This is a genomic window from Streptomyces sp. NPDC030814 (assembly GCF_055572155.1).
In genome coordinates, this window is sequence record NZ_JBVIDX010000005.1 from 170627 (window position 1) to 195143 (window position 24517).

At 71.6% G+C, this 24517-nt stretch carries 23 protein-coding genes; 14 read left to right on the forward strand and 9 right to left on the reverse strand.

Going from position 1 to position 24517, the window contains the following annotated elements; translation table 11 throughout:
• Positions 1–151: 151 nt before the first annotated feature.
• From ACZ43N_RS13315 to ACZ43N_RS13335, 5 genes are all read left to right on the forward strand, one after another.
• A complete protein-coding gene (locus ACZ43N_RS13315; protein WP_468097292.1) occupies positions 152–646 on the forward strand; it encodes a sigma factor in 495 nt (164 codons plus the stop codon).
• Positions 647–859: 213 nt separating this feature from the next.
• Complete coding sequence (locus ACZ43N_RS13320; protein WP_468097293.1) at positions 860–1315, forward strand: SPW repeat protein; 456 nt, start codon at positions 860–862, stop codon at positions 1313–1315.
• A 159-nt stretch (positions 1316–1474) separates the two neighbouring features.
• Complete coding sequence (locus tag ACZ43N_RS13325) at positions 1475–2677, forward strand: aminoglycoside phosphotransferase family protein (RefSeq protein WP_468097295.1); 1203 nt, start codon at positions 1475–1477, stop codon at positions 2675–2677.
• A gap of 85 nt (positions 2678–2762) precedes the next feature.
• Entirely contained in the window at positions 2763–3026 is a 264-nt protein-coding gene (locus ACZ43N_RS13330; RefSeq protein ID WP_468097296.1) for a GlsB/YeaQ/YmgE family stress response membrane protein, read from the forward strand.
• 229 nt (positions 3027–3255) lie between these two features.
• Positions 3256–4134, forward strand: a complete 879-nt coding sequence (locus ACZ43N_RS13335) for a GNAT family N-acetyltransferase (protein WP_468097298.1) — start codon at positions 3256–3258, stop codon at positions 4132–4134.
• Between the two features lie 16 nt (positions 4135–4150).
• Here the strand turns inward: ACZ43N_RS13335 and ACZ43N_RS13340 are convergent, their stop codons facing one another.
• Positions 4151–4945: a GNAT family N-acetyltransferase gene (locus ACZ43N_RS13340; protein WP_468097299.1), complete on the reverse strand. Its 795-nt coding sequence runs from the start codon at positions 4943–4945 to the stop codon at positions 4151–4153.
• 133 nt (positions 4946–5078) lie between these two features.
• On the opposite strand from ACZ43N_RS13340, the gene ACZ43N_RS13345 reads away from it, so the two are divergent.
• On the forward strand, positions 5079–5579 hold the full coding sequence (locus ACZ43N_RS13345; protein WP_468097300.1) for a nucleoside deaminase: 501 nt from the start codon (positions 5079–5081) through the stop codon (positions 5577–5579).
• 60 nt (positions 5580–5639) lie between these two features.
• The gene (locus tag ACZ43N_RS13350) at positions 5640–6899 is read left to right on the forward strand and encodes an acyltransferase family protein (protein WP_468097301.1); all 1260 of its coding nucleotides are present in this window, start codon (positions 5640–5642) and stop codon (positions 6897–6899) included.
• Here ACZ43N_RS13350 and ACZ43N_RS13355 read toward each other — a convergent pair.
• Positions 6877–7725 carry a GNAT family N-acetyltransferase gene (locus tag ACZ43N_RS13355; RefSeq protein ID WP_468097302.1) on the reverse strand — a complete coding sequence of 283 codons (849 nt, stop codon included), beginning with the start codon at positions 7723–7725 and terminating at the stop codon, positions 6877–6879. The genes ACZ43N_RS13350 and ACZ43N_RS13355 overlap by 23 nt on opposite strands.
• Positions 7726–8031: 306 nt before the next feature.
• Here ACZ43N_RS13355 and ACZ43N_RS13360 point away from each other — a divergent pair, with 306 nt between their 5' ends.
• The 3 genes from ACZ43N_RS13360 to ACZ43N_RS13370 all read left to right on the forward strand — a co-directional run bounded on the left by ACZ43N_RS13360 (position 8032) and on the right by ACZ43N_RS13370 (position 11537).
• Positions 8032–9612 carry an alpha/beta hydrolase gene (locus tag ACZ43N_RS13360; protein ID WP_468097304.1) on the forward strand — a complete coding sequence of 527 codons (1581 nt, stop codon included), beginning with the start codon at positions 8032–8034 and terminating at the stop codon, positions 9610–9612.
• A 124-nt stretch (positions 9613–9736) separates the two neighbouring features.
• Positions 9737–10267 carry a DUF4232 domain-containing protein gene (locus tag ACZ43N_RS13365; RefSeq protein ID WP_468097305.1) on the forward strand — a complete coding sequence of 177 codons (531 nt, stop codon included), beginning with the start codon at positions 9737–9739 and terminating at the stop codon, positions 10265–10267.
• A gap of 172 nt (positions 10268–10439) precedes the next feature.
• Positions 10440–11537, forward strand: a complete 1098-nt coding sequence (locus ACZ43N_RS13370; protein WP_468097307.1) for a baeRF3 domain-containing protein — start codon at positions 10440–10442, stop codon at positions 11535–11537.
• Between the two features lie 52 nt (positions 11538–11589).
• Here the strand turns inward: ACZ43N_RS13370 and ACZ43N_RS13375 are convergent, their stop codons facing one another.
• Entirely contained in the window at positions 11590–12003 is a 414-nt protein-coding gene (locus ACZ43N_RS13375; protein WP_468097308.1) for an SsgA family sporulation/cell division regulator, read from the reverse strand.
• A 473-nt stretch (positions 12004–12476) separates the two neighbouring features.
• Between ACZ43N_RS13375 and ACZ43N_RS13380 the strand changes: the two genes are divergently transcribed.
• A complete protein-coding gene (locus ACZ43N_RS13380) occupies positions 12477–13901 on the forward strand; it encodes a PP2C family protein-serine/threonine phosphatase (RefSeq protein WP_468097309.1) in 1425 nt (474 codons plus the stop codon).
• Between the two features lie 127 nt (positions 13902–14028).
• Here ACZ43N_RS13380 and ACZ43N_RS13385 read toward each other — a convergent pair whose 3' ends face one another.
• On the reverse strand, positions 14029–15525 hold the full coding sequence (locus ACZ43N_RS13385; RefSeq protein WP_468097310.1) for a DNA-binding protein NsdB: 1497 nt from the start codon (positions 15523–15525) through the stop codon (positions 14029–14031).
• 234 nt (positions 15526–15759) lie between these two features.
• Here ACZ43N_RS13385 and ACZ43N_RS13390 point away from each other — a divergent pair, with 234 nt between their 5' ends.
• The 3 genes from ACZ43N_RS13390 to ACZ43N_RS13400 all read left to right on the forward strand — a co-directional run bounded on the left by ACZ43N_RS13390 (position 15760) and on the right by ACZ43N_RS13400 (position 20323).
• Complete coding sequence (locus ACZ43N_RS13390; RefSeq protein ID WP_468097311.1) at positions 15760–16899, forward strand: aminoglycoside phosphotransferase family protein; 1140 nt, start codon at positions 15760–15762, stop codon at positions 16897–16899.
• 163 nt (positions 16900–17062) lie between these two features.
• On the forward strand, positions 17063–18175 hold the full coding sequence (locus tag ACZ43N_RS13395; protein WP_468097312.1) for an ABC transporter substrate-binding protein: 1113 nt from the start codon (positions 17063–17065) through the stop codon (positions 18173–18175).
• A gap of 174 nt (positions 18176–18349) precedes the next feature.
• Positions 18350–20323, forward strand: coding sequence for an N-acetylmuramoyl-L-alanine amidase (locus ACZ43N_RS13400; protein WP_468097313.1), 1974 nt, complete (start codon positions 18350–18352; stop codon positions 20321–20323).
• Positions 20324–20564: 241 nt separating this feature from the next.
• Here ACZ43N_RS13400 and ACZ43N_RS13405 read toward each other — a convergent pair whose 3' ends face one another.
• The 5 genes from ACZ43N_RS13405 to ACZ43N_RS13425 all read right to left on the reverse strand — a co-directional run bounded on the left by ACZ43N_RS13405 (position 20565) and on the right by ACZ43N_RS13425 (position 24493).
• Positions 20565–21089, reverse strand: a complete 525-nt coding sequence (locus ACZ43N_RS13405; RefSeq protein ID WP_468097314.1) for a glycoside hydrolase N-terminal domain-containing protein — start codon at positions 21087–21089, stop codon at positions 20565–20567.
• Positions 21090–21265: 176 nt separating this feature from the next.
• A complete protein-coding gene (locus ACZ43N_RS13410) occupies positions 21266–21763 on the reverse strand; it encodes a hypothetical protein (RefSeq protein WP_468097315.1) in 498 nt (165 codons plus the stop codon).
• Positions 21764–21840: 77 nt separating this feature from the next.
• Positions 21841–22446, reverse strand: coding sequence for a CGNR zinc finger domain-containing protein (locus tag ACZ43N_RS13415; protein WP_468097316.1), 606 nt, complete (start codon positions 22444–22446; stop codon positions 21841–21843).
• Positions 22447–22541: 95 nt separating this feature from the next.
• Complete coding sequence (locus ACZ43N_RS13420; protein WP_468097318.1) at positions 22542–23984, reverse strand: hypothetical protein; 1443 nt, start codon at positions 23982–23984, stop codon at positions 22542–22544.
• A gap of 38 nt (positions 23985–24022) precedes the next feature.
• On the reverse strand, positions 24023–24493 hold the full coding sequence (locus ACZ43N_RS13425) for a GtrA family protein (RefSeq protein ID WP_468097319.1): 471 nt from the start codon (positions 24491–24493) through the stop codon (positions 24023–24025).
• Positions 24494–24517 lie beyond the last annotated feature (24 nt).

Here is a 24517-nt window from a genome sequence, read left to right on the forward strand (position 1 = left end):
CCCGCCTCGCATGATGACGGCCTCCGCACCCCTACCCGAGGAGCCGTCCTCATGAGCCCCGTGTGCACGAGCGCACCGCCGGCCGACGACGACCTGGCGCGGGCCTGGTGACAGGCGACGAGGCGCGTCCGGCGGCCGCGTACGAACGCTGGTGCAGGCGCTCGCCCGGCGCAGCCTCGGAGACACCGCGGAGGCCGAGGACGTGACCCAGCAGGTGTTCCCCGGCATATGGCGTGGCCGGCACGGATACCGGCCCGAGCGCGGTGCGGTCGGCGCCTGGATCGTCGGCGTCACCCGGCGCGGGATCGCCGACGGCCTGTCCGCGCGGACCTGCCGGGCGGTCCTGGCCACATCGGCGTGCGCCGAGCCGGCCCTCGCCGACCGCCGGGGCTGCGACGATCCCGAGGCCGCTACCGACCGCGTGGTGGTCGGCGCCGAGTCTGCGAGGCTCCGGCCCCGCAGCGTGGCAGGTCCTCCACCCGGCCTTCCACGAGGACCTCACCCTGATCCGGATCGTCGAGCGCACGGGCCTGCCCCTGGGCGCGGTCAAGAGCCACACACGACGCGGATTGTGGCGCCCGCACGGGCGCCTGACCCAGGACGCTCACATGTGACCTCGACCCGACCGCCCTCATTCGCTGCATGAACGATGCGACCGTTCTCCAGGCGCGGGCGAATCCACGCATCCGGATGCCCCTCCAAACGGTCGGCGATCCCGGGACGGGGTCCACTCCACTCCCCGTACTGCTCGACCACATCTACACATAAAGGCGAAATAAGAGCAGAATGAACGTACGCGGCGCCTACCGCACACCCCACCGGACGCGGTCAGGCCTGCTGAGTTCAAAGGAGTCGAGTCATGGCCAACGTCTCACACAGGAGTGACATCACCAGCCACCCTGATGTAACCGAAATGCGGGCCCGGTACGACCGCATGCTCGGTGGTCGCGATGTGGCGCTCGTGGACGGACCGGTATTCCTGCTCGGTCTGTACTGCGCCGTTTCCCCGTGGATACTCCACTACACGACGAGCCAGCCCTCGCTGGTGCCCCACAACCTGATCGTGGGCATCGCGATCGGCCTGCTGGCCCTCGGCTTCACCGCAGCACCGGAGAGGATGTACGGCCTGAGCTGGGCCATGTGCGCCCTCGGAGTCTGGATGATCATCTCGCCGTGGATCGTGGGCGACAGCCCCGACGCCGGTGTCGTGGTCAACAACATCATCATCGGCGCCCTGGCTCTGGTCCTCGGCCTGCTGTGCGCCGGCGCATCGGCGAAGGGCGGCACACGCGCCTCGCGTACTCCGCCGGTGTAGAACAGAACTCCCGCGAGGGGTACTGACGGCCGACCCGCCCGGGCGGGTCGGCCGTCGCCGCGCGTCGCCGGATGCTGCCCGGCGCGCCCCCGCCGCGTGCTGCTCCTCCAGGCGATATTCGTTCGCCGTGAGCCCGCCTCCGCCCGCACACTGACGCCCGTGAGTCGAACCGTCAGCGCATGGGTGACCTCGGGTCCGGACTTCCTCGGGGTCACCGGACCGTTTCCCGTCGACGTGCCGTGGTGGGCCGAGGTCGAGCAGGTGGTCCGGCATCTGGAGCGGGCGCTCGACGTGCCCGTCCTGGTCCTGCGCCTCCTCACGGTCGACGGGGGCGAGAGCGGGCGGGACGGCCATGTGACCTACCACGTCGAGGCGTCGGAGCCGCCGAAGCCCGGCAGGCTGGACCAGCGGCCCGTGGACCGGGCGCTGCTGAGGGACGACGAGCCCCTTCGGTCTCCGTGGGCCCGGGCCGCCGGGCTGCGGGAACTGCTCGTCTGGGCCGAGCGGACCCTGTCCGCCCAGGGTCGGCCGGTCACGGGACCGGTCCGGCAGCGGCGCACCTGGAACCTGGCGGGGCTCTTCCGGCTGCCGACCACAGACGGCCCGGTCTGGCTCAAGGCGACCCCGCGCTTCGCCTCGGACGAGGCCGCGGTCATCGGCGCGTTCGCCGAGGTGGATCCGGGCCTCGTCCCCACCGTTCTCGGCGTCGGCGAAGGGCGGGTGCTGCTGGAGCACATCCCCGGCGAGGACTGCTGGAACGCAGACGCCCCTACCGTGGAGGCCGGGGTCCGCCGCTTCGTCGCCGCCCAGGCCGCACTGGCCGGCCGGCGGCCACCGGGACTCAGGGACCGGCGCGACGAGACACTCGCCGATCTGGCGCGCCGACTGCTGGACGGCGCGGTCCACTTGGAGATCACCGACCAAGAGCGTTCAACTGCACGGGAGTTGACGCGTAGATGGGACTTTCTCCCCGAGTGCGGACTGCCCGAAACCCTGGTGCACGCCGACTTCCATCCGGGCAACTGGCGCGGTGACGGCGGCCCACCCGTCGTCGTGGACTTCGCCGATGCCCACTGGGGCAACCCGGTCCTGGACTGTCTGCGCCTGCACGACTTTCTCCCGCAGGCCGTGCGGGCGACCGCCGTCCGCACCTGGGTGGACGCCTGGCGCACCCACGTCCCCACGAGCGACCCCGCCCGCGCGCTCGCACTCGCCGAAGCCCTGGCCCATCTCTCGTACGCCGTGCGCTACCAGGAGTTCCTCGACGGCATCGAGCCGTCGGAGCGGCCGTACCACGAAGGTGACCCGGCCACCGTGATCCGTAAGGCGGTGCGGTGCGCCGCGCGCACGGACGGTTCGTGAAGAACCTGAAACCGAAACGGACTGCACTCGCGTTCGAAGGGCACTCGCACGGCAGCGGGGATCACGACGAAGGGGCGGAGAGCAGATGGAGATCGACGGCATCATCAGTGCCATCATCATCGGCATCGTGATCGGTGTCCTGGGACGGCTGGTCGTCCCGGGCCGGCAGCGCATCGGCATCCTGCTGACGATTCTGGTCGGCATCGTCGCCGCGCTCATCGGATCCGCGATCGCCGCCGGGATCGGCGTGGCCGACACCGACGGCGTCGACTGGGTCGAGTGGCTCATCCAGATAGGACTCGCCGCTGTGGGTGTCGTGGCACTGGACCGCGCCAAAGCCAGGCGCTGAGGCGGCCGCGGGGCAACGGCCCGGCGCTTGCCGGACGCGGTGGCGCGGCAGGACCCGGCGATGGGCGACGGTGTGGCCGGTGTGCCGCAGCCGCCCCGGCCAACCGTGCCGCCGGAGCGAGTGGGGCCGTAATTCCGTTGTGGGCCGGCAGGTGCGGCGGCTAGCGTGCCGCGACTCGGCAGGCGGCGTCACCAGGCCTGCCGCCCGCCCCGCCGACTTCGGAGTTCTCTTGCCCCCGCGTATCATCCCGCTCGCCGACCCCTCCCCCACGCCGTCCAGTCGTCGTCAGGTCTGGCTGGCGTCCGGGCCCGGGGGCGAGCCCCTCGGCTCGGCCTTCCTACGGCTGTTCACCAAGGAGGGCCAGACGCATCTGGCCGAGCTGGACGTCACCGTGCACCCGGCCGAACGGCGGCGGGGAGTGGGTACGGCTCTGCTCGACGCGGCGGTCGCCGCGGCCAGGAGAGAACGCCGCCGGGCGGTCGTCGCACAGGCCCGGCAGGGCTCCCCCGGGGGCGCGTTCCTCGCGGGGCGTGGGTTCCGTGACGTGCTGACATTGGTGTACGCCCGGCTGGACCCGGCGGACCTCGACCTCGACCTCGTCAGAAGCCTCGCGGAGCAGCCCCGTCCCGGCTATCACCTGACCGCCTGGGCCGGTGTCGTGCCCGCCGATCTGGCCGAAACCTATGCGGCCTCCCGTCGCGCGATGGACGACATGCCGATGGGCGACACCGACTACGGGACGGTGGTCTGGGACGTCGAGCGGCTGGTGGCGGTCGCCGAGACGATCGAGAAGCGCGGCGACTCGCTCCACACGGTCGCGGCGGTGGACACGTCGCACGGCACGATCGTCGGCTTCTCCGAGCTCGTGCTGCCCGCCGGCGGCGAGGGTGACGGGCAGCACTACGGCACGGCGGTGCTGCCCGAGCACCGGGGCCACGGGCTGGCCCTGAAGATGAAGGCGGAGGCGATCCTCCACGCCCACAGCCTGTACCCGGGCATCGCCCTGCTCACCGACACGGCGGAGGACAACACACCGATGCTCCGCGTGGGCGACCGGCTCGGCTACCGGCCCACCCACAAGGCGGTCACGTACCAGCTCGACCTGTGACGGGCCCGGAACGGCATCACGCCGCCGCGGCCCCGCCCACCGTGTACTCGTACGGGGTCGTCGTCGTGAGGGGCTCGAAGCCCAGGCGGGCCAGGATGGGGCGGCTGCGGGCGAGGGCGTCGACCTGGACGTAGCGGTAGCCGCGGTCGGCGGCGACCCGGGCACGATGGGCCACGAGGGCCCGGTAGATGCCCCGGCCGCGCCAGTTCTCCACGGTGCCGCCGCCCCACAGGCCGGCGAAACGGGTGCCCGGCAGCAGCTCCATGCGGGCGGCGCTCACCGGTTCGTCCCCGGCGAGGGCCACCACGGCCACGACCGTCTCGGTGTCCCCGCCGAGCTGGGCGAGAAGCTGGTGCCGCATCCGGGAGCTGTCCGTGCCGAACGCCTTCTCGTGGACATCGGCCACCATCGCCACGCCCTCGGCGTCGGTGACGGGCAGGATGCGTACGCCTTCGGGCGGCTCGACGTCGAGGGTGAGGTCGGCGACCTCGGCGACCATCAGCGTCTCCTCCGGAGCGGCGGTGAAACCGGCCGCGCGAAGTCTTCGGCCCAGGTCCACGGGCAGGTCGTGTCCGTACAGCTTCCACTCGAAGTGTCGGCCGAGACCGGAGAAGTAGCGAATCTGCTCGGCGATGGCCGCGTCGGCGCCGGTCTCGTCCAGATCGGACCAGACGACTCCGCTCCAGCCGTTCTCGGAGCCGACCTGACGCACCACCCCGCCCACGCGCTCGATCCGGGCTTCGGGGCTGTCGGGGCGGGCGCCCTCGCGCATGTCCCGGTCGAACAATGCCAGCACAGCAGCGTGATCCATACGGTCACTCCATCATCACTCGTTCGCCCTGGCAACGGGTGTCGAGCGCGGGAAGGAGTGCGATTCGGACACACGACGTAGGGTGCACCGCGCGCAGTGCATCCACAGACTCAAGAGGAGGGGGCATTTGACCATGCGGGACGAATCCGAACTGGTGTACCTGCGGCGGTGTGTGGAGCTCGCGACCGCGGCACTGGAGGCCGGCGACGAACCATTCGGCTCGGTCCTCGTCGGCGCCGACGGCACGGTGCTGGCGGAGGACCACAACCGGGTGGCCGGAGGCGACCGGACCCGCCACCCGGAGTTCGAACTGGCCCGCTGGTCCGCCACCGGGCTCACCCCCGGGGAACGGGCGGCGGCGACCGTCTACACCTCCGGCGAGCACTGCCCGATGTGCGCGGCCGCCCATGCCTGGGTGGGCCTCGGCCGGATCGTGTACATCGTCTCTTCTGAGCAACTCGCCGGGTGGCTCCGCGAGTTGGGGGTACCGGCTCCACCCGTGCGGACCCTTCCGGTGCGGGAGATCGCGCCCGGGATCGTCGTCGAGGGCCCGGTGCCCGAGCTGGTCGAGGAGGTACGCGCCCTGCACCACCGGTTCCACGCCGCGGCGGCGGACGCCGCCGTCGACGACTGAGACGGCCGGAACGGGGCAGGCGGTCCCGGTCCGTCGTCGTTGACCGGAGACCTTCTTTCGATGCCTGAAGACGTGGCGCAGCGCTCCCGCTCCACCCCTGCGGCCCCGCCCGACCGGGACGGGCCGCCCGCGGGACGCGGGGCGCGGGACCCCTACTTCGACAACGCGAAGTACCTCACCATCGTCCTGGTGGCCTGCGGGCACGCGTGGGAGCCACTGACGTACGGCAGCCGGGCCGCGACGGCCGCGTATCTGACGGTCTACGCCTTCCACATGCCGGCCTTCGCCCTGATCTCCGGTTACTTCTCGCGGAGCTTCGACCTGGCGCCCGGACGGGTGAGGCGGCTGCTGACGGGGGTGGTGCTGCCGTACGTGGTGTTCGAGACGGCGTACACGCTGTTCTACCGGTGGGCGCAGGACGATCCGGGGTATCCGCTGAGCCTGCTGGACCCCTGGTACGTGATGTGGTTCCTGGTCGCGCTCTTCGTCTGGCGGCTGACCACCCCGGTGTGGCTGGCGCTGCGCCACCCGGTGCCGGTGGCGCTCGGACTGGCGACGCTCGCGGCGGTCTCGCCCGACCTCGGCGGGGACATCTCCATCCAGCGCGTCCTGGGGTTCCTGCCGTTCTTCGTGCTGGGGCTGACCCTGCGCCCCGAGCACTTCGCGCGGCTCCGCGGCCCCCGGGTGCGCGTCGGGGCGCTCGCCGTCGGCCTTGGGGCGCTCGTGGTGGCGTACCGGGTGGCCCCGTGGTTCGACGCGGGCTGGTTCTACCACCGGGCCGGCGTCACCGGCCAGGGTGTCTCCCGCTGGGCGGGCCTGCTCACCACGCCCGCGTTGTTCTGTCTGGCGCTGCTGCTGACGGCCTGCTTCCTGGCCTGGGTGCCGCGCCGGCACCTGTGGTTCACTGCACTGGGCGCGGGCACGATGTACGGCTATCTGCTGCACGGTTTCGTGATCAAATGGGCCCGCTTCCGGGACTGGTACGCCTTCGAGTGGCTGCACACGCCGCTCGGGGAACTCACGGTCACGGCCGTCGCCGTCGGCGGCATCACCCTGCTGTGCACGTCCCCGGTGCGCTCCGTGCTGCGCTGTGCCGTCGAGCCGCGCATGGGGTGGGCGTTCAAGAGGCCCGCGGCCGCCGAACCGGCCGGGGCGCGGGCGGCCGCCGAACCCTCCGGGGCCGGCACGGCCCCGGAACCGTCCACGGAACGGGCGCCCCAGGATCTGTCTTTGGATCACACCACTGCCGGACCGGTGCCGTTGGACCGCGCCCCGGGCGTGATCCGAACGACGGACCCTAGCCGAGCTCCAGAGTCGTGACCCCGAAGACGCGCTCCCGGGCGTACGGCCGGATCGGGCCGGTGTACATCCGGGCCGTCTCGAAGGAGGGCATGAGCCCGTACTCCTCGGCCAGGGCGACCGCCGCCCGGTTCGCCTCGGGCACGTCGATGGCGAACACCCGGCCCGCGGCCTCGGCGGCCAGGCCCGCGAGGAGCGCCCGGGCGTCCGCGTCGGTGTCCGCGAACAGCGGGCCGATCCGCAGTGCGTCACGGCCGGGCCGGATGACGCCGTAGCCGGTGAGCCGTCGGTCGACGACGCGGGCCAGGGCCCGGTGCCCCTCGGCGGTCAGCCAGCGCTCCAGGAAGCGGGGCCGGTCGGCGGCGCAGCAGGCGCTGTCGTAAGCGGCGACGGACCGCGGATCCTCGACAGGCCGGACGTCGGCGGGAACGGCCGCCCGGGGTGCCGTGCCCGTGTAGCGGAAGGTGCGGTAGGCGAACTCGAAACCGGACTGCCGGTAGTTGTCCTGTTGTGCGACCACCCCGTCGAGTCCGACGGTGCGGCCCTCTGCGTGGGCGAGGGCGGTCTTCCAGGTGGTGAGGCCATAGCCGCGGCCACGCAGGTCGGGGCGGACGAGATAGAAGCCGAGGAAGGCGTAGTCGGCGCCGTAGTTGACGACGGAGACGGACGAGACCGGCTCTCCGTCGATCCGGCCGACGAAGAAGCCGTCGGGGTCCTGGGCGAAGAAGCAGGGGGCGTCCGAGAGCCCCGGATTCCAGCCCTCCTCCCCCGCCCATGCGGTGACCACCGCCCAGTCGTCGGGCGTGGCCCGGCTGACGACGAGGTCCTGAGCCCCCGAAGTGGTCATCTCTGCGCTCCGTTCCCTGAGGTCGCGAGTGCGGTGGTCGGCCGCACGCCCGCAGCATCCTCGTGGAATCCGGTGGCCGCCGCGAGACGGGCTACGGACGAGTTCGCGGCGGCGGGCGGGCTCGGCGCCGGCTGAATTCACGCGGACGGGTGAGAGGTGTCCGGTCGTGGTACGCGCGGCGTCGTGGCGCAGGGTACGGCAGGTCCAGGTGTCTCGCTCGCCGGGAGGCGTGGGGGCGGGGGCCCGCCTATCGTGATCGGGGGTCGTCCCCGGTCGCCCCTGGCCGGGGTGCCTCTGGAGGCACGTATGCGGTCCACGCGCAGACGGCGTCCGTTCAGCGGAGCCGCGGTCACGGTGCTGGCCCTGCTGGGGGCCGGGCTGCCGGCCGTGGCGGCGGGCGCCGAGAAGCAGGACGACGAGCAGCCCCGCCTGTCCCGCTTCTACGACCAGAAGATCAAGTGGCGCAGGTGCTCGGGCGAGGAGATGCCCAGCGATCTGCGCTGCGGCAAGATCACCGTACCCGTCGACTACGCACGGCCCCAGGACGGAACGCTCGACCTGGCGATGGCCCGCTACCGGGCGACGGGCGACTCACGCGGCAGCCTGCTGCTGAACTTCGGCGGCCCCGGCGGCCCGGGCGTCCCTGAACTCGCTTACGGCGGCGCGGAGTTCATGGACCTCACCAAGGGGTACGACGTCGTCTCCTTCGATCCGCGCGGTGTCGGCCGCTCCTCCCCCGTGACCTGCGGCGAGGGCACCGACGAAGCCATGGAGGCGACGGACGACGGCGACGACGCGAACGACTTTCGGGCCGCGCTCCGGCAGTTGAAGAAGGCCGCCGCGGCCTGCGGCAAGCACTCCGGTCCGGTGCTGCCGCACATCGGCACGGTCAACGCCTCCCGCGACCTGGACGTGATGCGCGCCGCCCTCGGCGACAAGAAGCTCAACTACCTCGGTTTCTCCTACGGGACCCGGCTGGGCGCGGTGTACGCGGCGCAGTTCCCCAAGAAGGTGGGCCGCATGGTGCTCGACGGCGTCGACACCCTCACCGAACCGCTGTCCGAGCAGGGCCTGGTCGGCGCCCAGGGACAGCAGACCGCGCTGGAGGACTATCTCGACGCGTGTACCGAGGAACTGACCTGCCCGTTCGGGCAGGATGCCCGCTCGGCCCGTGAACAGGTGGTCGACCTCGTCGAGTCGCTGGACGAGTACCCCGTGCCGACGGACTTCGGGCAGGAGTTCTCCGGGCAGGACCTGGTGGGTGCCATCAGCCGGGCCCTCTACAGCGAACAGATGTGGCCCGCGCTCACCCAGGCCCTCAACATGCTCGTCCACGACGGCGACACCCGGGGCGTCGTGGCACTCGCGGCCGGCGGCATGAGCAAGCCCCCCAGGTCCGCGACACCGGCTCCGAGCGGCGGACTCGTCGACGAGGAGGACGTACCGCTCGACAACGTCCCCGCCGCGCTGATGGCGATCAACTGCGCCGACGACCCCGACCGGCCCACCGCCGACCGGATCGTCGAGGAGATCGAGGACCTGCGCGCCGCGTACGAGGACGCCTCCCCGGTGTTCGGCAGGTACCGGCTGACACAGGTCCTGATGTGCTACGGCCGCCCGAAGGGCACCGACTTCATCCGTGACGAGGTGCGGGACGTGCAGACCCCGGAGATGCTGCTGGTGGGCACCCGGGGCGACCCGGCGACGCCGTACCGCTGGACCGTGGAGACGGCGAAGCGGCTCGGCTCCTCGGCCGTGGTCCTCGACAACAAGGGGCGGGGGCACACCGGGTACGCGTCGTCGAAGTGCGTGCGCGGGAAGGTCCACGAGTTCCTGCTGTACGGCTCGCTGCCCGACGACGGAAGTTCATGCGGGGCCGACGATTGAGCATCAGACGTGTAACACGGGCAGATCACTACAACCCCGCCCAGGTCTCGCGCGTCACACTGGGTGTGCGTCGCATTTCACGCGACCCGCACCCGTGTGTGACCAAACCTGGGGGAATCCACCGATGCGTATCCGTTCCGTCCTCACCCTGTCGACCGTGGCGACCGCCGGCGCCGCGCTGCTCATCGCGGCTGCGCCGCAGGGCCTGGCCGCCCAGCCGGCCGCCAAGGCCCCCGTCTGCAAGGCGAAGGCCCTCAAGCTCGGCGCCAAGCAGGCGAAGGACACGAGGATCGTGCACATCACCGTCAAGAACACCGGCACCCGTGCCTGCACGATCGACCGCCTCCCCGTGGTGACGTTCGGCGACCTCGACGGGGCGGCCCAGCCGGTACCGTCGGGCGAGAGCGGCCCGTACAAGCTGGGCGCCGGGAAGACGGCGTACGCGGCGGTCCGTACGATCGCCGACCTCAAGGACCCCGAGGCGCGCCGCGTCGACACGGTCACGGTGTCGGCCAACCCGAACATCAACGGCCGTACGTTCACGCTGAAGCAGCTGGGCGCGAACAAGAAGGTGAAGGTCTGGGAGCCGGTGACGACCTGGTGGAAGGCGTCCAAGGCGGCCGCCGACAAGTCGCTGAAGAAGGAAGTCGGCTGACCCGTACGGCGGACACGAGTCACTGAACCACCTAGTGGGCCCGTCGGGCGCGCACCCTCACCGTGCGCGTCGGCGGGTCCGGCCCGTACCCGCGGTCCGGGCCGGACCCAGCGTGATCGGTGACCGGAATACCCCAAATGCCCGACACGCGAATCAGTCCTATCGTGAAGTCATGGAGCATGCCCTCAGCCCCGCGACCCTCACCGATCTGCGCCGCCCGCGGCCCTACCCCGCCGTGTCGGTGCTGACGCCGACGCATCGCCGGGAACCGGAGAACACCCAGGATCCGGTCCGGCTCCGCAATGTGCTCGCCGAGGCGAAGAAGCAGCTGGAGCACGATCCCGCGGTCACCCGGGAGCGACGCAACGACGTCGTCGAGCAGCTGGACCGGGCGCTGGCCGAGGTGGACCTGACGCACGCCGAGGACGGTCTGGTGATCTTCGCGGCGCCGGGCGAGCACCAGGTGTGGTCCCTGGCCCGGCCGGTTCCGGAGCGCGTGGTGCTCGCGGACACCTTCCTGACCAGGAACCTGGTGGCCGCGCAGGCCGCCGAACGGCCCTTCTGGGTGCTGTCGGTCTCCTCCGACCGGGTCGCACTGTGGAACGGCGGCGGTGACCGGGTCGCGCCCGCGCGCACGGGCGGCTTCCCGCTCACCAGGGACCGGGACAACTTCGACGCCGAGCGGCAGGAACGGATCGGCGACATGCCGAGCGCCTTCCGGGACGAGGACACCCGGCACTTCCTGCGGGACGCCGACATCGCTATGAGCCGTGTGCTGCGCGCGCACCCACGACCCCTGTACGTGACGGGCGAGACGGCGGCGCTGTCCCTCCTGGACGAGATCGGAACGGTCACCAAGGACGCCACCCACATCGCGCACGGCGGTCTGGCGCACGGCACCCCGGACGCCGTGTGGCAGGCGATCGGCCCGATGATCGAGGCCGAGAACCGCAGAAACGCAGAAGCGGTGGCCCGGCGGCTCGAAGCGGCCCGGGGCAGCAAGGCGTTCGCGGCCGGCGTCGACGAGGTCCGGCAGAACGCGGAGCAGGGCCGCATCCAGCTCCTGGCCGTCGAGGAGAACTACCGGGCGACCGTCCGCGCCGACGGCGGCGTCCACCTCGTACCGGCGGAGAGCGGCGATCTGGACGCCCGTGACGACATCGTGGACGAGATCGTCGAACGGTGTCTGGACACGGGAGCCGAGGTGCGGTTCGTGCCGGACGGCGCCCTCGGCGACGCACGGGGCATCGCGGGCGTCCTGCGCTACTGAGCCGCCCCGTCCGCGGGCGGCGGTCGGACGCCGCGACCCGGCCCTGCGCCGGTCAGACGCCGTCGAAGAGGGCCGTCAGCCCCCGGTCGACGGCCCGCCCCACCGGCTCGCTGCCGGAGCCCACGACGGCGAAGGTGCGCACCAGGAAGCGCCTGAGGGCCGCCGTGTCGAAACGGAGCAGAGCCATACCGTACGGCGAGTGCAGTTCCACGACCGTGCGGGTGCGACCGCAGGGCCAGATGTGCACGTCCCCCGTCCCGGCCGGCTTGCGCAGCCCCTCGTCGAGCAGTTCGCGGGCGAAGGTCCAGGTCACCATGTCCCCGCTGAGCGAGATGTCCGCGGGGAAGTCGAGGTGCACGGCGAGCGGGTCGTCGGAGGTGTAGCGCAGTGTGGTGGGCACCGGCAGCTCGCGGTCCTCGGCCGTGACCAGGAGGACTCGTGCGGGCTGTTCCAGTGTGACGGTCATGCGCGCTCTCCGTTTCGGATCCGGGTCGGCCCCCTGCGCCGACATGCCTCTTCGACCTCGCGAAGGGCATTCGCGCGCCACGCTTTCCTGGATTCACCTCTGTGACCCAAGTCACCCGTTCCCCCGGTACCCGAGCCACTCGTCTCCCCGGCGGACACCGGGTGCCTTCCGATGTACCGACACCGCTTCGCGGGATCAAAGCGGCTCGCACATATACCCCTCGAACACAAGCTTGAAAGCAGCCCGGGGCGGACCCGACAATCCATCAAGTCGCGTACGATCCCTACGACTTACCGCTCCGGGCGCGCAGCGAGTTGCCGTGGCGGACCCGGTCCGCAAGGACCGTGGCATATGCCGGAAGCACCACCGTATCGTGTCTTGCCAAATCCCTTACAGCGCGTCGCGGCCTGTGCAACAGTCGTAACCGGCCCATCCGTCAGCGTTGGTCGTACCGTCCCCCATCGGAGTACGTGATGCCGTCCCATCTCTCTGCGGATCGCCCCGCCGCCCAGCCGCCCCGACGGGGCACGGTCGACGCGCTCATCTCGCAGACGCGACGGCTGCGCGGCGACATGGACGCCGTACGACGTGACACACCCGCCGACGGGACGGACGCCGAGGGCCGGTGGCAGCGCGCCCTGTGCGATCTGGCCGTCCATCAACTCGACGATCTCGACCAGCACTTGGCCCAGCTGCGGGACGGCCCGTCCGCCCCGGCGACCGATGCGGACGAGGCCGGCAGTCCCGCCGAACCGGCCGCGGCAACCGGGCGCGAGTCACTGCTCAGCCGGGTCGGCAGCGCCGAGTGGAACCTCCTGACGGACGAGGCGAGCTGGTCCGGGGAGCTGTACCAGATCCTCGGCCGCGATCCGGCCGCCCCGGCCCTCACGCTCGACGAGTTGCCGTCGCTGGTGCTGGAGGAGGACCGGCCGCAGCTGACGTCCATGGTGACGGCCTGTCTGATCGACGCCAGGCGCATCGACGGCGAGTTCCGCATCGTGCTGCCCGACGGCACGGTGCGCACCGTGCACATGATGGGCGAGCCCGTGCTCGACGACGACGGCAACACCGCCTCCATGTGGGCGGTTCTGCGGGACGTCAGTGAACTGCGGCGCAGCCAGCGGGCGGTGAGCGACACCCGTGACTCACTCGACCGCCGACGGCACATCGCCCGGGCCGAGCACCGACTGGCGGTGGAGCTCCAGGAGGCCGTGCTGCCGCCGTGGCGCGGCTCCCTGCGGCTCCCCCACCGGGGGCCCCAGACCCTGGACCTGGCCGCCCGCTATCTGCCCTGCTCGACGACCGCGCTGATCGGCGGCCACTGGTACGACGCCCTTGAACTGCCCTGCGGCGACAGCCTGTTGAGCGTCGGAGATCTCACCGGCCATGGCGTGACCGTCACCTCGGGCATGGCGACGCTGATCGGCGCGGTGCGCGGTATGGCCATGGCCGGCACCGAGCCCGCGCAGCTGATGGCCTGCCTCAACCAGTTACTGGACGCCACCGTGCAACCGGCCCTCGGCAGCGCCATGTGCTGCCGTTACCGGCCGACGACCCGCACCCTGGTGTGGGCGCAGGCGGGGCACCCCGCCCCGCTGCTGTTCCGCGACGGGACGGGGCGCGTCTTGCCGTCCCCGGACGGCGTCCTGCTCGGAGCGACCTCGGGTGCCGCCTTCGGGCAGGCCGAGGTGCCCCTCCGACCGGATGATCTGCTGCTCCTGCACACCGATGGACTGGTGCCCAGGGGGACGGCCGCCGTCCAGCGGCTGCTGGACCTGGCCCCGCGGTTCGCGAAGGCGCGTACGGCCCGGGACGGGGTACGGGCGGTGGTGGAGGAGTTCGGCGAGGGTGAGCGTGAGGACGATGCCTGTGTGCTCGTCGCGAGGGTCATCGCCTGACGTCAGGGTCATCGCCTGACGTCGAGCGGCGGTGCTGTGCCTCCCGGTGATCTCCTGACGGTCGGCGGATGAAAACCGGCCGTCTCGTGATGTGGAAGGGCGGTCGAGGAGGACCGCCGCCGGGCCCTCACACCGACCCGGTGTCGCTCTTGTTCCTCGGCCGGGGCTTGGGCAGGGCGAGCTTGATCTCCTCCCGCAGGTCCTGGATCTTCGGGTAGCTGGAGTACTGACCGGTGAGCCGGTACATCTGACGCAGCCGGTCCCAGGTGCGGCCCGACGAGTTCGACCCCATGGACATCAGGGCCAGCCGTGCGTACCGGTTCGCCTGCTCGGGGTCGTCCGCGATGAAGCAGGCGGACGCCATGGAGAGATGGTCGAAGATCTTCGACCGCTCCCGGCCGTCGTTGCGCAGGGCCAGGGCCTTCTCTGCGTAGTGCTGGGCGTGCACGGCCGCACCGGGCTCGAACTCGGCCAGTGTGCGATAGGCGAGGGCCTGCATGCCGTACAGATCCTCGTCCTTGAAGGTCTGCATCCAGCTGGGCGGCGGTACGTCGCTCTTGTCGGAGACGAAGAGGTCCTCCGCCTGCCCGAGGGTGCGGCGCATGGCCTGGCCCTTGCCCATGGATGCCTGCGCCCAGGCCTCGATGGTGTGGAACATGGCCTTGGTACGGGGCAGCAGCTGCTCGCCGGAGCCGGACTGGGCGAGCTTCATCAGGTCGAGTGCCTCGTCGGGCTTGCCGAGGTGCACCAGTTGCCGGGCCGCCCGGGAGAGGGCCTCGCCGGCCCGGGGCCGGTCTCCGCCCTCCCTGGCGGCGTGGGCGGCGATGACGAAGTACTTCTGGGCGGTGGGTTCGAGGCCCACGTCGTGCGACATCCAGCCCGCGAGGACGGCGAGGTTGGCGGCGACGCCCCACAGGCGCCGCTGGATGTGATCGGGGTGGCGGTAGGAGAGCATGCCTCCCACCTCGTTGAGCTGTCCCACGACAGCCTTGCGTTGCAGCCCGCCGCCACGGGCCGCGTCCCACGCCCGGAACACCTCGACCGAGCGCTCCAGTTCCTCGATCTCCTGCGATCCGATGGGGGCGGCCTCATAGCGGTCGAACCCAACGGGGTCGGCGTGCAGGGGGTCATCGAGGTCGGGAGCGTCGGCCTTGAGCGTCGGGTCGGTGTGCAGCCAGTCGTGCATGGCGCTGCTGAGTGCTGATCCCGCGGTGAGCGCGACGCCCGCACCCACCAAGCCGCGTCGGTTGAGCATGAGGTCCATTCCCGTGAATTCGGTGAGGACCGCGGCAGTCCGTTCGGGCGCCCACGGCACACCGTCGGGATGCTCCGCATTCCCGCCGCCCTGCCGTTTCCCCGTACGCCCGTGCCGGACCAGACCGAGGTCCTCGATGGTCACGACACGGCCGAGACGCTCGGTGAACAGCGTCGCCAGCACCCGCGGCACGGGATCGCGCGGGATCTCTCCCATGTCGATCCACCGCCGCACCCGTGAGGTGTCGGTCGCCAGCTGCGGGTGGCCCATGGCCGCCGCCTGCCGGTTGACCAGCCTCGCGAGCTCGCCCTTCGACCAGCCGGCCAGGCCGAACAGGTCTGCGAGTCGGGTGTTGGGTTGTCCGCTCACGTCAAGCCCCCAGGTTCTCGGCTGAGTTGAATGTAGCCCGCTGTCAGTTGCAGGGGGACTATTCGCCAGCCTTCGCCAGGGTGCGCTACATGGTGTGCCACCAGCCATCCGGTGTCAGGTAGGAAAGCGCCACCCCGGCCCGGTCGCCCGACAGGCACTCCCCAGGGTGTCCCCGGGCGGCCGGGGCGGGTGGCGCGTGACATCGCAGGCACACGAAGGGATCTGTATCCGCCCATGTACACAGCATCGTCCTCCGTGTCCGCTCCGCCCCGGCCGCTCGCAGCCCGCCAGCCGGGCGGCGGCCCCTATCTCGACCCCACACGCACCGCGGCCCCCGGACTCGGTGCCGGCCGGGCGCGACGCGTTCCGGGGCTCGGCCCCCAGCCGCTCAGCGGGAGACTCGACTTGTCCGGCCCTCAGGGCGCGCAGCTGCGCACGGCGATCGCCTCGGTGCATCGCATCTGCCCGGAGTTCGCTCCGGTCCAGGTGCTGCGCCGGAGCGGCCGCTCGGTGCTGCTCGTCGGTACGACAGGGCGCAGCACTGCCGTCGCCAAGTGTTTACTGGACCACTCCTCCATCTGGGAGGAGCGGCTCCGGCACGAGATAGCCGCATACCGCTCGTTCGTCCGGCACCGCCCTCCGGTGCGGGTGCCGAGGCTGATCGCGGCCGACCCGGACAACTGCACCCTGGTCGTCGAGCGGATGCCGGGCCGGGTGGCCGCACTGCAGCGGCATCCGGTGGAGGCGCCGCCACGCGCCGACATCCGGGCGGCGCTCGGCGCGATCTGCCGGTTGAACGCGTGGCGGCCGCCGGCGGGCACGTTCGACGCCCCGCTGGACTACGCGGAGCGGATCGCCCGTTTCCATGAGCTGGGGCTGCTCACCGACCGGGACATGGGCGATCTGCAGAAACTCCTGCACGGCATCGCGCACGCGTCGGGCCGTCAGGGCATGGGCCAGTTCTGTCACGGCGACGCCCTGCTGTCGAACATCCTGCTCTCACCGGCCGGTCCAGTGCTGGTGGACTGGGAGCACGCGGGGTGGTATCTGCCGGGCTACGATCTGGCGACCCTGTGGGCGGTGCTCGGGGACGCCCCCGTGGCACGACGTCAGATCAGTCAGCTGGCGCAGTCCGGTGGCCCTGCCTCGCGGGACGCGTTCCTGGTGAACCTGATGCTCGTGCTGACCCGTGAGATCCGTACCTACGAGACGGCCGTGCAGCGTTCGATGCACGACACGACCCCGGCGGCACCGGGCCAGGCCCACCCGGCTGCTGCGCCGTCCGGCGAGGAACAGCGGCTGCTGCTCAGGCGGCTGCACGACGACTGCCAGCTGGCCCGCAGGGCGGTACGGGCGGCGGTCGGCACTCGCTGAGGGGAAACGAAGGTCCGCGGCGCGCCCTGCACACCGGCGCACCGCGGGCCTTCGCTGCTGAACGTGAGGGGACTGCCGGGAAGCCCAGGCCCCTGCGCAGGTGCGTTCGCTGCCGAGACCGGGCGCTTGCCCGTGGGCATCGGTCATGGGTGCAATGTGCGGCATGATCATGCAGATGCGCTCGCAGGGGCGAGAGGAGAGGGACACCTCGCCCGTACGGATCGGTGCGCTCGTTCCGCTGACCCGGCCGGGCTGGGCCGAGGCGGGTCGGCACTTGCTCACCGGTCTCGAACTGGCCGTTCGCGAAGTCAACGACGGCGGTGGGATCGGCGGAAGGCCGCTGGAGCTGGTGGTGCGGGACACCGCGGCTGATCCGCGGAAGGCCGCGGCGGCCGTGGATGAGTTGGCCCAGCTGGGCGTGGCCGCCTTGGCCGGGGAGTACCACAGCGTCGTCGCCCGCGCCGCCGCCGCCCGTGCCGATGCCCTGGGGCTGCCGTTCCTCTGCTCGTCGGCGGTGCTCGACACGCTCACCGACCAGCCGACGGACCGGGTCGCGCGCCTCTGCCCGGCGCAGTCCCACGGCTGGCGGATCTACGCCGACTTCCTCCTCGGCGCGGGTCACCGGCGTATCGCCGTGGCGGTCCAGCCGAGTGTCTACTGGGCGTCCGGGACCCGCATCCTGCGGGACCACCTCGCGTCGCAGGGCGGCTCCGTCATCGAGCTCGACATGAACGTGCTCGGGCCCGCGGACGTGTGCGACGCACTCGTCCGGCATCGGGCGACGGCGCTGCTGCTGCTCACCGGCCACCCGGAGCCGGCGGTGTCGGTTGTCAGGTCGGTCCGCGGCGACCAGCGTCTCGCCGAGGTCCTGGTCGGTGCTCCGGCCGGGCAGCCGGAGTTCGCCTCATGGGCGGCTGGGTTGGGCGGCGACGGCGCGGGGGTCCCGTTCCTGCGCTATCTGCCCGAGACTCTCGGCGCCCTCGGCGCACGAGTCGAGGCGTCCCTGCGTGAGCGGCTCGGCGAAGCTCCCTCGTTCGTCGCGTTCGAGGGCTACGACACGGTCGCCGTCCTCGCCGAAGTGCTGCGTTCCCAGGGCACTGACCGGACGCGTATCGCCGGGACCTGGCCGCGCGTCACGGTCGAGGGGACCCGCGGGGAGATCCGGTTCTCCCGTACTCCGGGCGTCGGCGTGTGGCAGTGGGTCTGGCCGCCGGTGCAGGTCGTCGACCGGGATCCGGCGGAGCCCGAGCGCTTTCGGGTCCTCCGGAGCGGATGAGAGCGCCGGGGGCGGGCTGCCGGGGACGGTCCCCCCGTCCCGCACCCCGGGACGCCATGGCAGGGAATGAGCCTCGGTCCGGGCATGATTGACGGATCGTCGGCCGGGCGATAGCACTGGTGCTCGTTCGGCCCCGCACGCCCCGCCAACGCCCCACCGTTCCAGGAGGCCGCCTTGCGAGGATCCCCCACCGACCGCAGGACCACCCCCCGCCGCAGACGTCTGCGCGGTACGGCGGTCGCCGCCGCGCCGGCGGTGCTGATGCTGCCGCTGCTGGGCGCGGCCCCGCCCGGGGGCCAGTCGGCGTCCTCGGCCCGGCTGCAGGGTGCCTTCGCCGCAGCGGCCGCCGAGTACGAGGTGCCCCGCAGTGTCCTGCTGGGTGTGTCCTATCTCCAGTCGCGCTGGGACGCGCACGGCGGCGCCCCCAGCGTCACCGGTGGCTACGGCCCCATGCACCTCACGGACACGCGTACGGCGCTGGCCGAGACCCCCCATCACAGCGAGGGCGCTGAGGACCCGCGCGGTGATGACTCCCGCGCACCGCTCCGGCCCGCGGCGGACCTGCCCGAGAACTCCGAACTCCCGCCCCGACTGCGGACCTTGACCAGGGCCGCCGAGCTGACGGGACTCCCGGCCGAGACGCTGCGCACGGACGTCGAGGCCAATGTGGCGGGCGGCGCGGCACTGCTGGCGGCCGCGCAGCGGGAGCTCGGCGAGAAGCCGAGCGCCGACCCGGCGGACTGGTACGGGGCGGTGGCGCGGTTCTCCGGCGCCGACGACCGGGCGACGGCGGCGGCGTACGCGAACGAGGTCTTCGCGGTGATCCGGGACGGCGCCCACCGGGTCACCGACGCCGGTCAGCGGGTGTCGCTGGCGGCCGAGCCTGGCCTGGCCCCGGACACAGGGCAGTTGTCCCGGGCCGGGCTGCGCGCCTCGGCGGCGTCCGGCACCGAGTGCCCGCGCACGGTGTCGTGCGAGTGGATCCCGGCGCCGTACGAGGAGTTCGGCGACCAGGACTACGGCAACCACGATCTGGCCGACCGGCCGACGTCCCAGAGCATCCGGTACATCGTCGTCCATGACACCGAGGCCACCTGGGACACCACGTTGAAGCTGGTCCAGGACCCGACCTATGTGTCCTGGCACTACTCGCTGCGCTCCACCGACGGGCACATCGCCCAACATGTGAAGAACAAGGACGTGGGCTGGCACGCCGGCAACTGGTACGTCAACGCCAAGTCGATCGGTCTGGAGCACGAGGGCTTCCTCGCCTCGCCCGACGCCTGGTACACGGAGGCGATGTACCGGACGTCGGCACGTCTGGTGAAGTACCTGGCCGCCAAGTACCGCGTCCCGCTGGACCGCCGGCACATCCTCGGTCACGACACCGTGCCGGGCCCCACGACGGCGACGATCCCGGGGATGCACACCGACCCCGGCCCCTACTGGGACTGGCGCCACTACTTCGAGTTGCTCGGCAGGCCGTTCGGCCCGACCGCCGGCCCGAACAGCCGTCTGGTCACCGTCCTCCCCGACTACGCGGAGAACCGGCCCGAGTTCACCGGCTGCGCGGGCACGGGGCAGCCGTGCGCGGTGCACGGCTCCAGCGCCGTACGCCTGTACAGCGAGCCCGACACGGCCTCGCCCCTCGTCAAGGACATCGGTCTGCGGCCGGACGGAAGCCCCTCCACGATCCATGTGAACGACCTCGGTTCGCGGGTCTCCACCGGCCAGCAGTTCGCGGTCGCCGAGCGGCGCGGCGCGTGGACGGCCATCTGGTACCTCGGGCAGAAGGCGTGGTTCCACAACCCCGCGACACGGCCCACGGCGGTCGGCGCGGCGGGGCTGGTCGTGACGCCCCGGAAGGATCTCGCGGAGATCCCGGTGTACGGCAGGGCCTACCCGGAGAAGGAGGCCTATCCGGCGGGCGTGCCGGCCCAGGCGGTGTCCCCGTTGCCGTACAAGCTCCTCAAGGGGCAGAGGTACGTGGTCGGTGACCGGCTGAAGGGCGAGTACTACTACGCCGTTTCCTTCGACACGTCCGGGCATCAGGTCGTGGCCGGCGAGGACGTGTACTACGAGATCCAGTTCGGGCATCGGGTGGCGTTCGTGCGGGCGGCGGATGTGCGGGTGCTGCCCGTGATCTGAACGGTGCCGCGCGGGTTGGAGGCGGCGGCGCGTTATGGCTCGGGGGTGCGGGTGGTTCTGGCGGGTGCGGGTATGTCGTGGTCTCTCGCGCAGTTCCCACCCATCCGCACCCGCCGGAACCACCCGCACCCCCGGGCCGCCAGGCGCTCGCAGGTACGGCTGCGCCCAGACGAGGCGTCGTCCGGCGATCGCCTGGAAGGTCAGCTCCCCTTCCTTCAACAGGCTGCTTCGAAGGGTGAGTTCACGGGTGCATGTGGCGCCGCCGTCGGTGGGTGTACGTCACGGTCGCGATCGCTTGGCGCAGGTCGAGGGCGCGGCGATAGTCGGCCGGGACCTCGCCCGGAGTTCCGGGCAGGTCGAGGCGGAGGTCGCCGAACGTCTGGTGGTGGCCATAGCCGACGCGCCGCTGGCCGAGGCGTGCGGTCACGGAGTCCGGCGCGACCTTCGTCTCGGCGTCGATACGGTCCTGGACGGCGGAGGTCGCACCGGGGCGGGGCTCGGTCCAGTTGCCGTGGTCACAGCCCTGGGCGGAGCCGGGGTCGCCGGTCCACAGCGTCTTCTCGTTGAACTGGAGTCGCTCGGAGGCGATCGTGCCGAACACCGTGGCGCCGAGCGCGCCACCGCCGATGGGCAGGGCCTCGCGCTCCCAGTCGGAGGCGGGAGCGGTGTACCACAGGATCAGGGGCGCCTGCCGCGGTTCCCGTGGTGCCTTTGACTCCGATCTGGAAACATCGGAGGAATCAGCGGCGCTTGCGGCTTGCTCCAAGGGCCCTCCGGCCAGAGTGAGTGCGGTTGAACAGCCCAAAGCCGTCCTGTGGGTTACTCCGCGAGAGATCTCAGGGGGCATACATCGGACGGTAATGGTCCTATGACTCGCTCAACAGGAGGGCATGACAGGAACCCGCGGACGATGCGTCCGCGGGTCGGTGTGGACCGCCGGGGTCAGCCCTGCTGGAACAGCTCCGCGGGGAGCGGCTTCAGGAGCGCGTAGAGGTCGTCGGTGATGGGCCGGTCCCAGGCGGCGATGGTCACCAGGACGTTGTCGCTGCGGTCGAACTGGACGCAGGAGATCCGGGACTCGGAGAGCTTGAGGCGGCGGACGATCAGGAGGTTGTCGCCCTGCATCACCGGGATGTCCTCGGAGCCGACGACGGTGATGTCCTCCTCGTTCTCCAGGGCCAGCAGCAGCTGGGCCACCTCGAAGGGGATCTCGCCCTCGGCGACCTCGCGGGCCGGGGAGCCCTCCGGGAGGTTGCCGATGATCATCGCGGGCCCGCGTCCGCCGTACAGGTCGTAGCGCAGGAAGACGCCCTGGCAACTGCCGTCGGGCGCGGGCAGCAGGCCCGCGCCGAGATTGCCCGGCCAGTCGCCCGGGTCCATGGCCAGTACGTCGAATTCGGGCCCGGCAGGGGTGGCACTGCGGCGGCGGAGGAAGGACATGCCGCAATGGTACGTGTCCGGAGGTGGTCGGCGTCGGGTGGGCGAGGCGATTGACGGAGCGGGTGCGAGGGCGCCCGTCACCGGCCGGCGGACGCCTTGTGGCGCTCGTGATGGCGGGCCACCCGGGCCCGGTTGCCGCAGGCCGGTTTGCACCACTCCTGGCGCGGGTGCTCCTTCAGGAAGTAGCGCACGCAGCGGGGTGCGTGGCAGGCCCGTAGCCGCTGCCGTTCGGGGCTCGCGAGGAAGGCGATGGCGGCACGGGCCAGGGCGGCCGTCAGCGGGTCACCGCCGGTCGCGGGCTGCTGACGCAGCACGGGGCCGGCGGTCGGCGACCAGGTCAGCACCGGGACGGTCGGGGTCTGGGCCGCGGCCCGGTTGAGGTGCTCCAGGGCCTCGGGGACGGGAAGCAGCCGGGCGGCGTCGGCCGGGCTGGGCTCGGCGGGGCTGACGGCGCGGGCGAACAGGGCACGGACGGCGCCCCGCAGGTCGCGTACGGCAGCGAGCACGGCCTCGTCGGCGGTGAAGCCGACGGCACCCGGCAGAAGGTCGGCACGGGTCCTGACCCAGGCGGTGAGTCCGGCGGGCTCGGCCAGATCGTCGGCGACGCCGCCGTCGCCGTCGTGGCGCACGGTCAGAACGAGGTCCAGGGCGAGCCGCGCGTCCCCGCTGATCGAGTACTCCATGAGGTTAATGATAAGCGAGCCGGCATCCATTAGATCGCGTCGGCGTGCGCCTCTTTGCGTCCCCGGCGGTCAGGTCGGGACGAGGCGGGATGATCTCACTGTGCCTGGCGCCGGCTCTCGGTGGCCGACGGCTGATGCGCCGTCACGGCACGGGCGAGGGTGACGGCGGAGCCGGTCCGCACGGCGCCCGAGCCGGCCGGGGCGGGGACCGCGGGGCGCCGGTCCAGCCAGAGCAGCAGGAGACCGAGCGTGCAGGCGAGCGCCGGCCAGTAGACGTAGCGGTAGTTCGTCGCCGGCATGATGGGCAGGTATCCGAGCACGTAGGCCGTCGAGCTGACCCCCAGCGCCCGGATGTGCAGGGAGAACCGCCCCCGGCCGGGGCGGACGGTGAGGGCGAGCGCGACAGCCAGCCAGAACCACCCCCGGAAGAGTGGCCGTAGATCCATGGCGGCGCCCTTGATGTACGAGCCGAGGGTGTCCTCCAGTCGGGGGTGGGCCACTTCGATGCCGAGGTCGTTGCCGAAGACCCCTTCCTGATACGGGTAACCGGTCTCGAACAGCAGACCGGCGAAGAGCCGCAGCCGGTACTGGAGATAGCCGGGAAGGTGTGCGCCCATCTCGCTCAGCCACAGGGAGGTCAGCTGGTCGGAGTCCCTGGCCAGCCCGTCCGGCCGGCGTTCGTAGCAGGCCCAGTAGGCGTCCGACAGGGCGCCGACGCGTCGGCACTTCTCCGCTGCCGCCACCAGGCGGTCACGGAGGTCCGCCCGGACGTTCGCCGACCGCAGCTCCTCCACGGTCAGCACGTGGACCAGGTCGTCGAGCATGATCTGCGCACCCTGATTCGTCTCCACGGGGTGCGCGATCCGGGAGATCGCGACGGCGGGCAGGACGAGCGCGGTCCCGAGCGCCACCACGCACAGGGCCCACGTACGGCGTCCGGGCGCTCGCCACAGCGCGAGGACCAGCAGGACGAACAGGGGGATCGCCGCGAGGAACACGTTCTTGCGCACGAGCATGGCGTAGGCGAGAAAGAGCACACCCAGCCAGAACAGACCCCAGCGCGTCGCGGGGGACACGCCGCGGTCCCGCAGTCGGAGCCCCGCGAGCGCCACCGCGCAGGCGGCGAGCAGCGCGGCGGCCGCGTGGACGTCCTTCCACACCACGCCGACGAACGTCAGTACGGGTGGAGTCAGCCCGATGCCGAGGACGGCGAGCGAACCGGTACGGCTCGCGGTCAGGTCCCAGACACACCATGCCACCACCCACAGCGCGCCCCAGAACACGACGGACTGCAGGACGGCCATGGACGAGGCCGCGCCGGTGACGGCGATGAGCGCACGCCACACGAGGCTCAGCACGGGCGGGTGCCAGTCGGTGAGGGGCGTCCTGCCCATGGCCTGCCGGAGCTGGTCGATGCTGTCGGGACTCATGTACCCGGGGGCGAACACGATGGTCGTACCCAGGCAACACGCCACGGCGACAGCGGCCAGCCCCCAGGACCAGAGCTTTTCACCCTGAAACCGCACGTTTCGTCCCATGCGGCGTGATGCTAACAGCGTCGACGAGACCGTATGGATCAGGGCGCGACGAAGACATAGCGCCGGTAGGCGAAGAAGCGGAAGAGGGTGGCGAGGACCCAGCCGAAGACGCGCGCGACGTTGTCGCTGAGCACCGAATCCAGTCCGAGCAGTTGCCGCGACGCGTAGACCGTGCCCGCCGTGATGGCGACCCCGACGAAGTTCGCCAGCAGGAAGAGGGCCAGTTCCTGAGTCACCTTCTGACGATGCCGGGCACGATAGGTCCAGTAGCGGTTCCCCACCCAGCTGAAGAGCGCCGCGGCGCCCGTCGCGAGGACGGACGCCTGGACGGGCAGGGCACGCATCACCCCACCCTCCGCGCCGCCGGGCAGCCCGAACACCAGCAGGTTGTAGCCGCCGTTGTCCACGACGAAGGCCAGCGCCCCGACCACCCCGAACTTGGCGGCCTCGCGCCAGACACCCCTGACGGCGTCACGCACACGCAGCACCACGGACGCGAGGACCGACACACCGCGAGAGTAACGACACGGCGC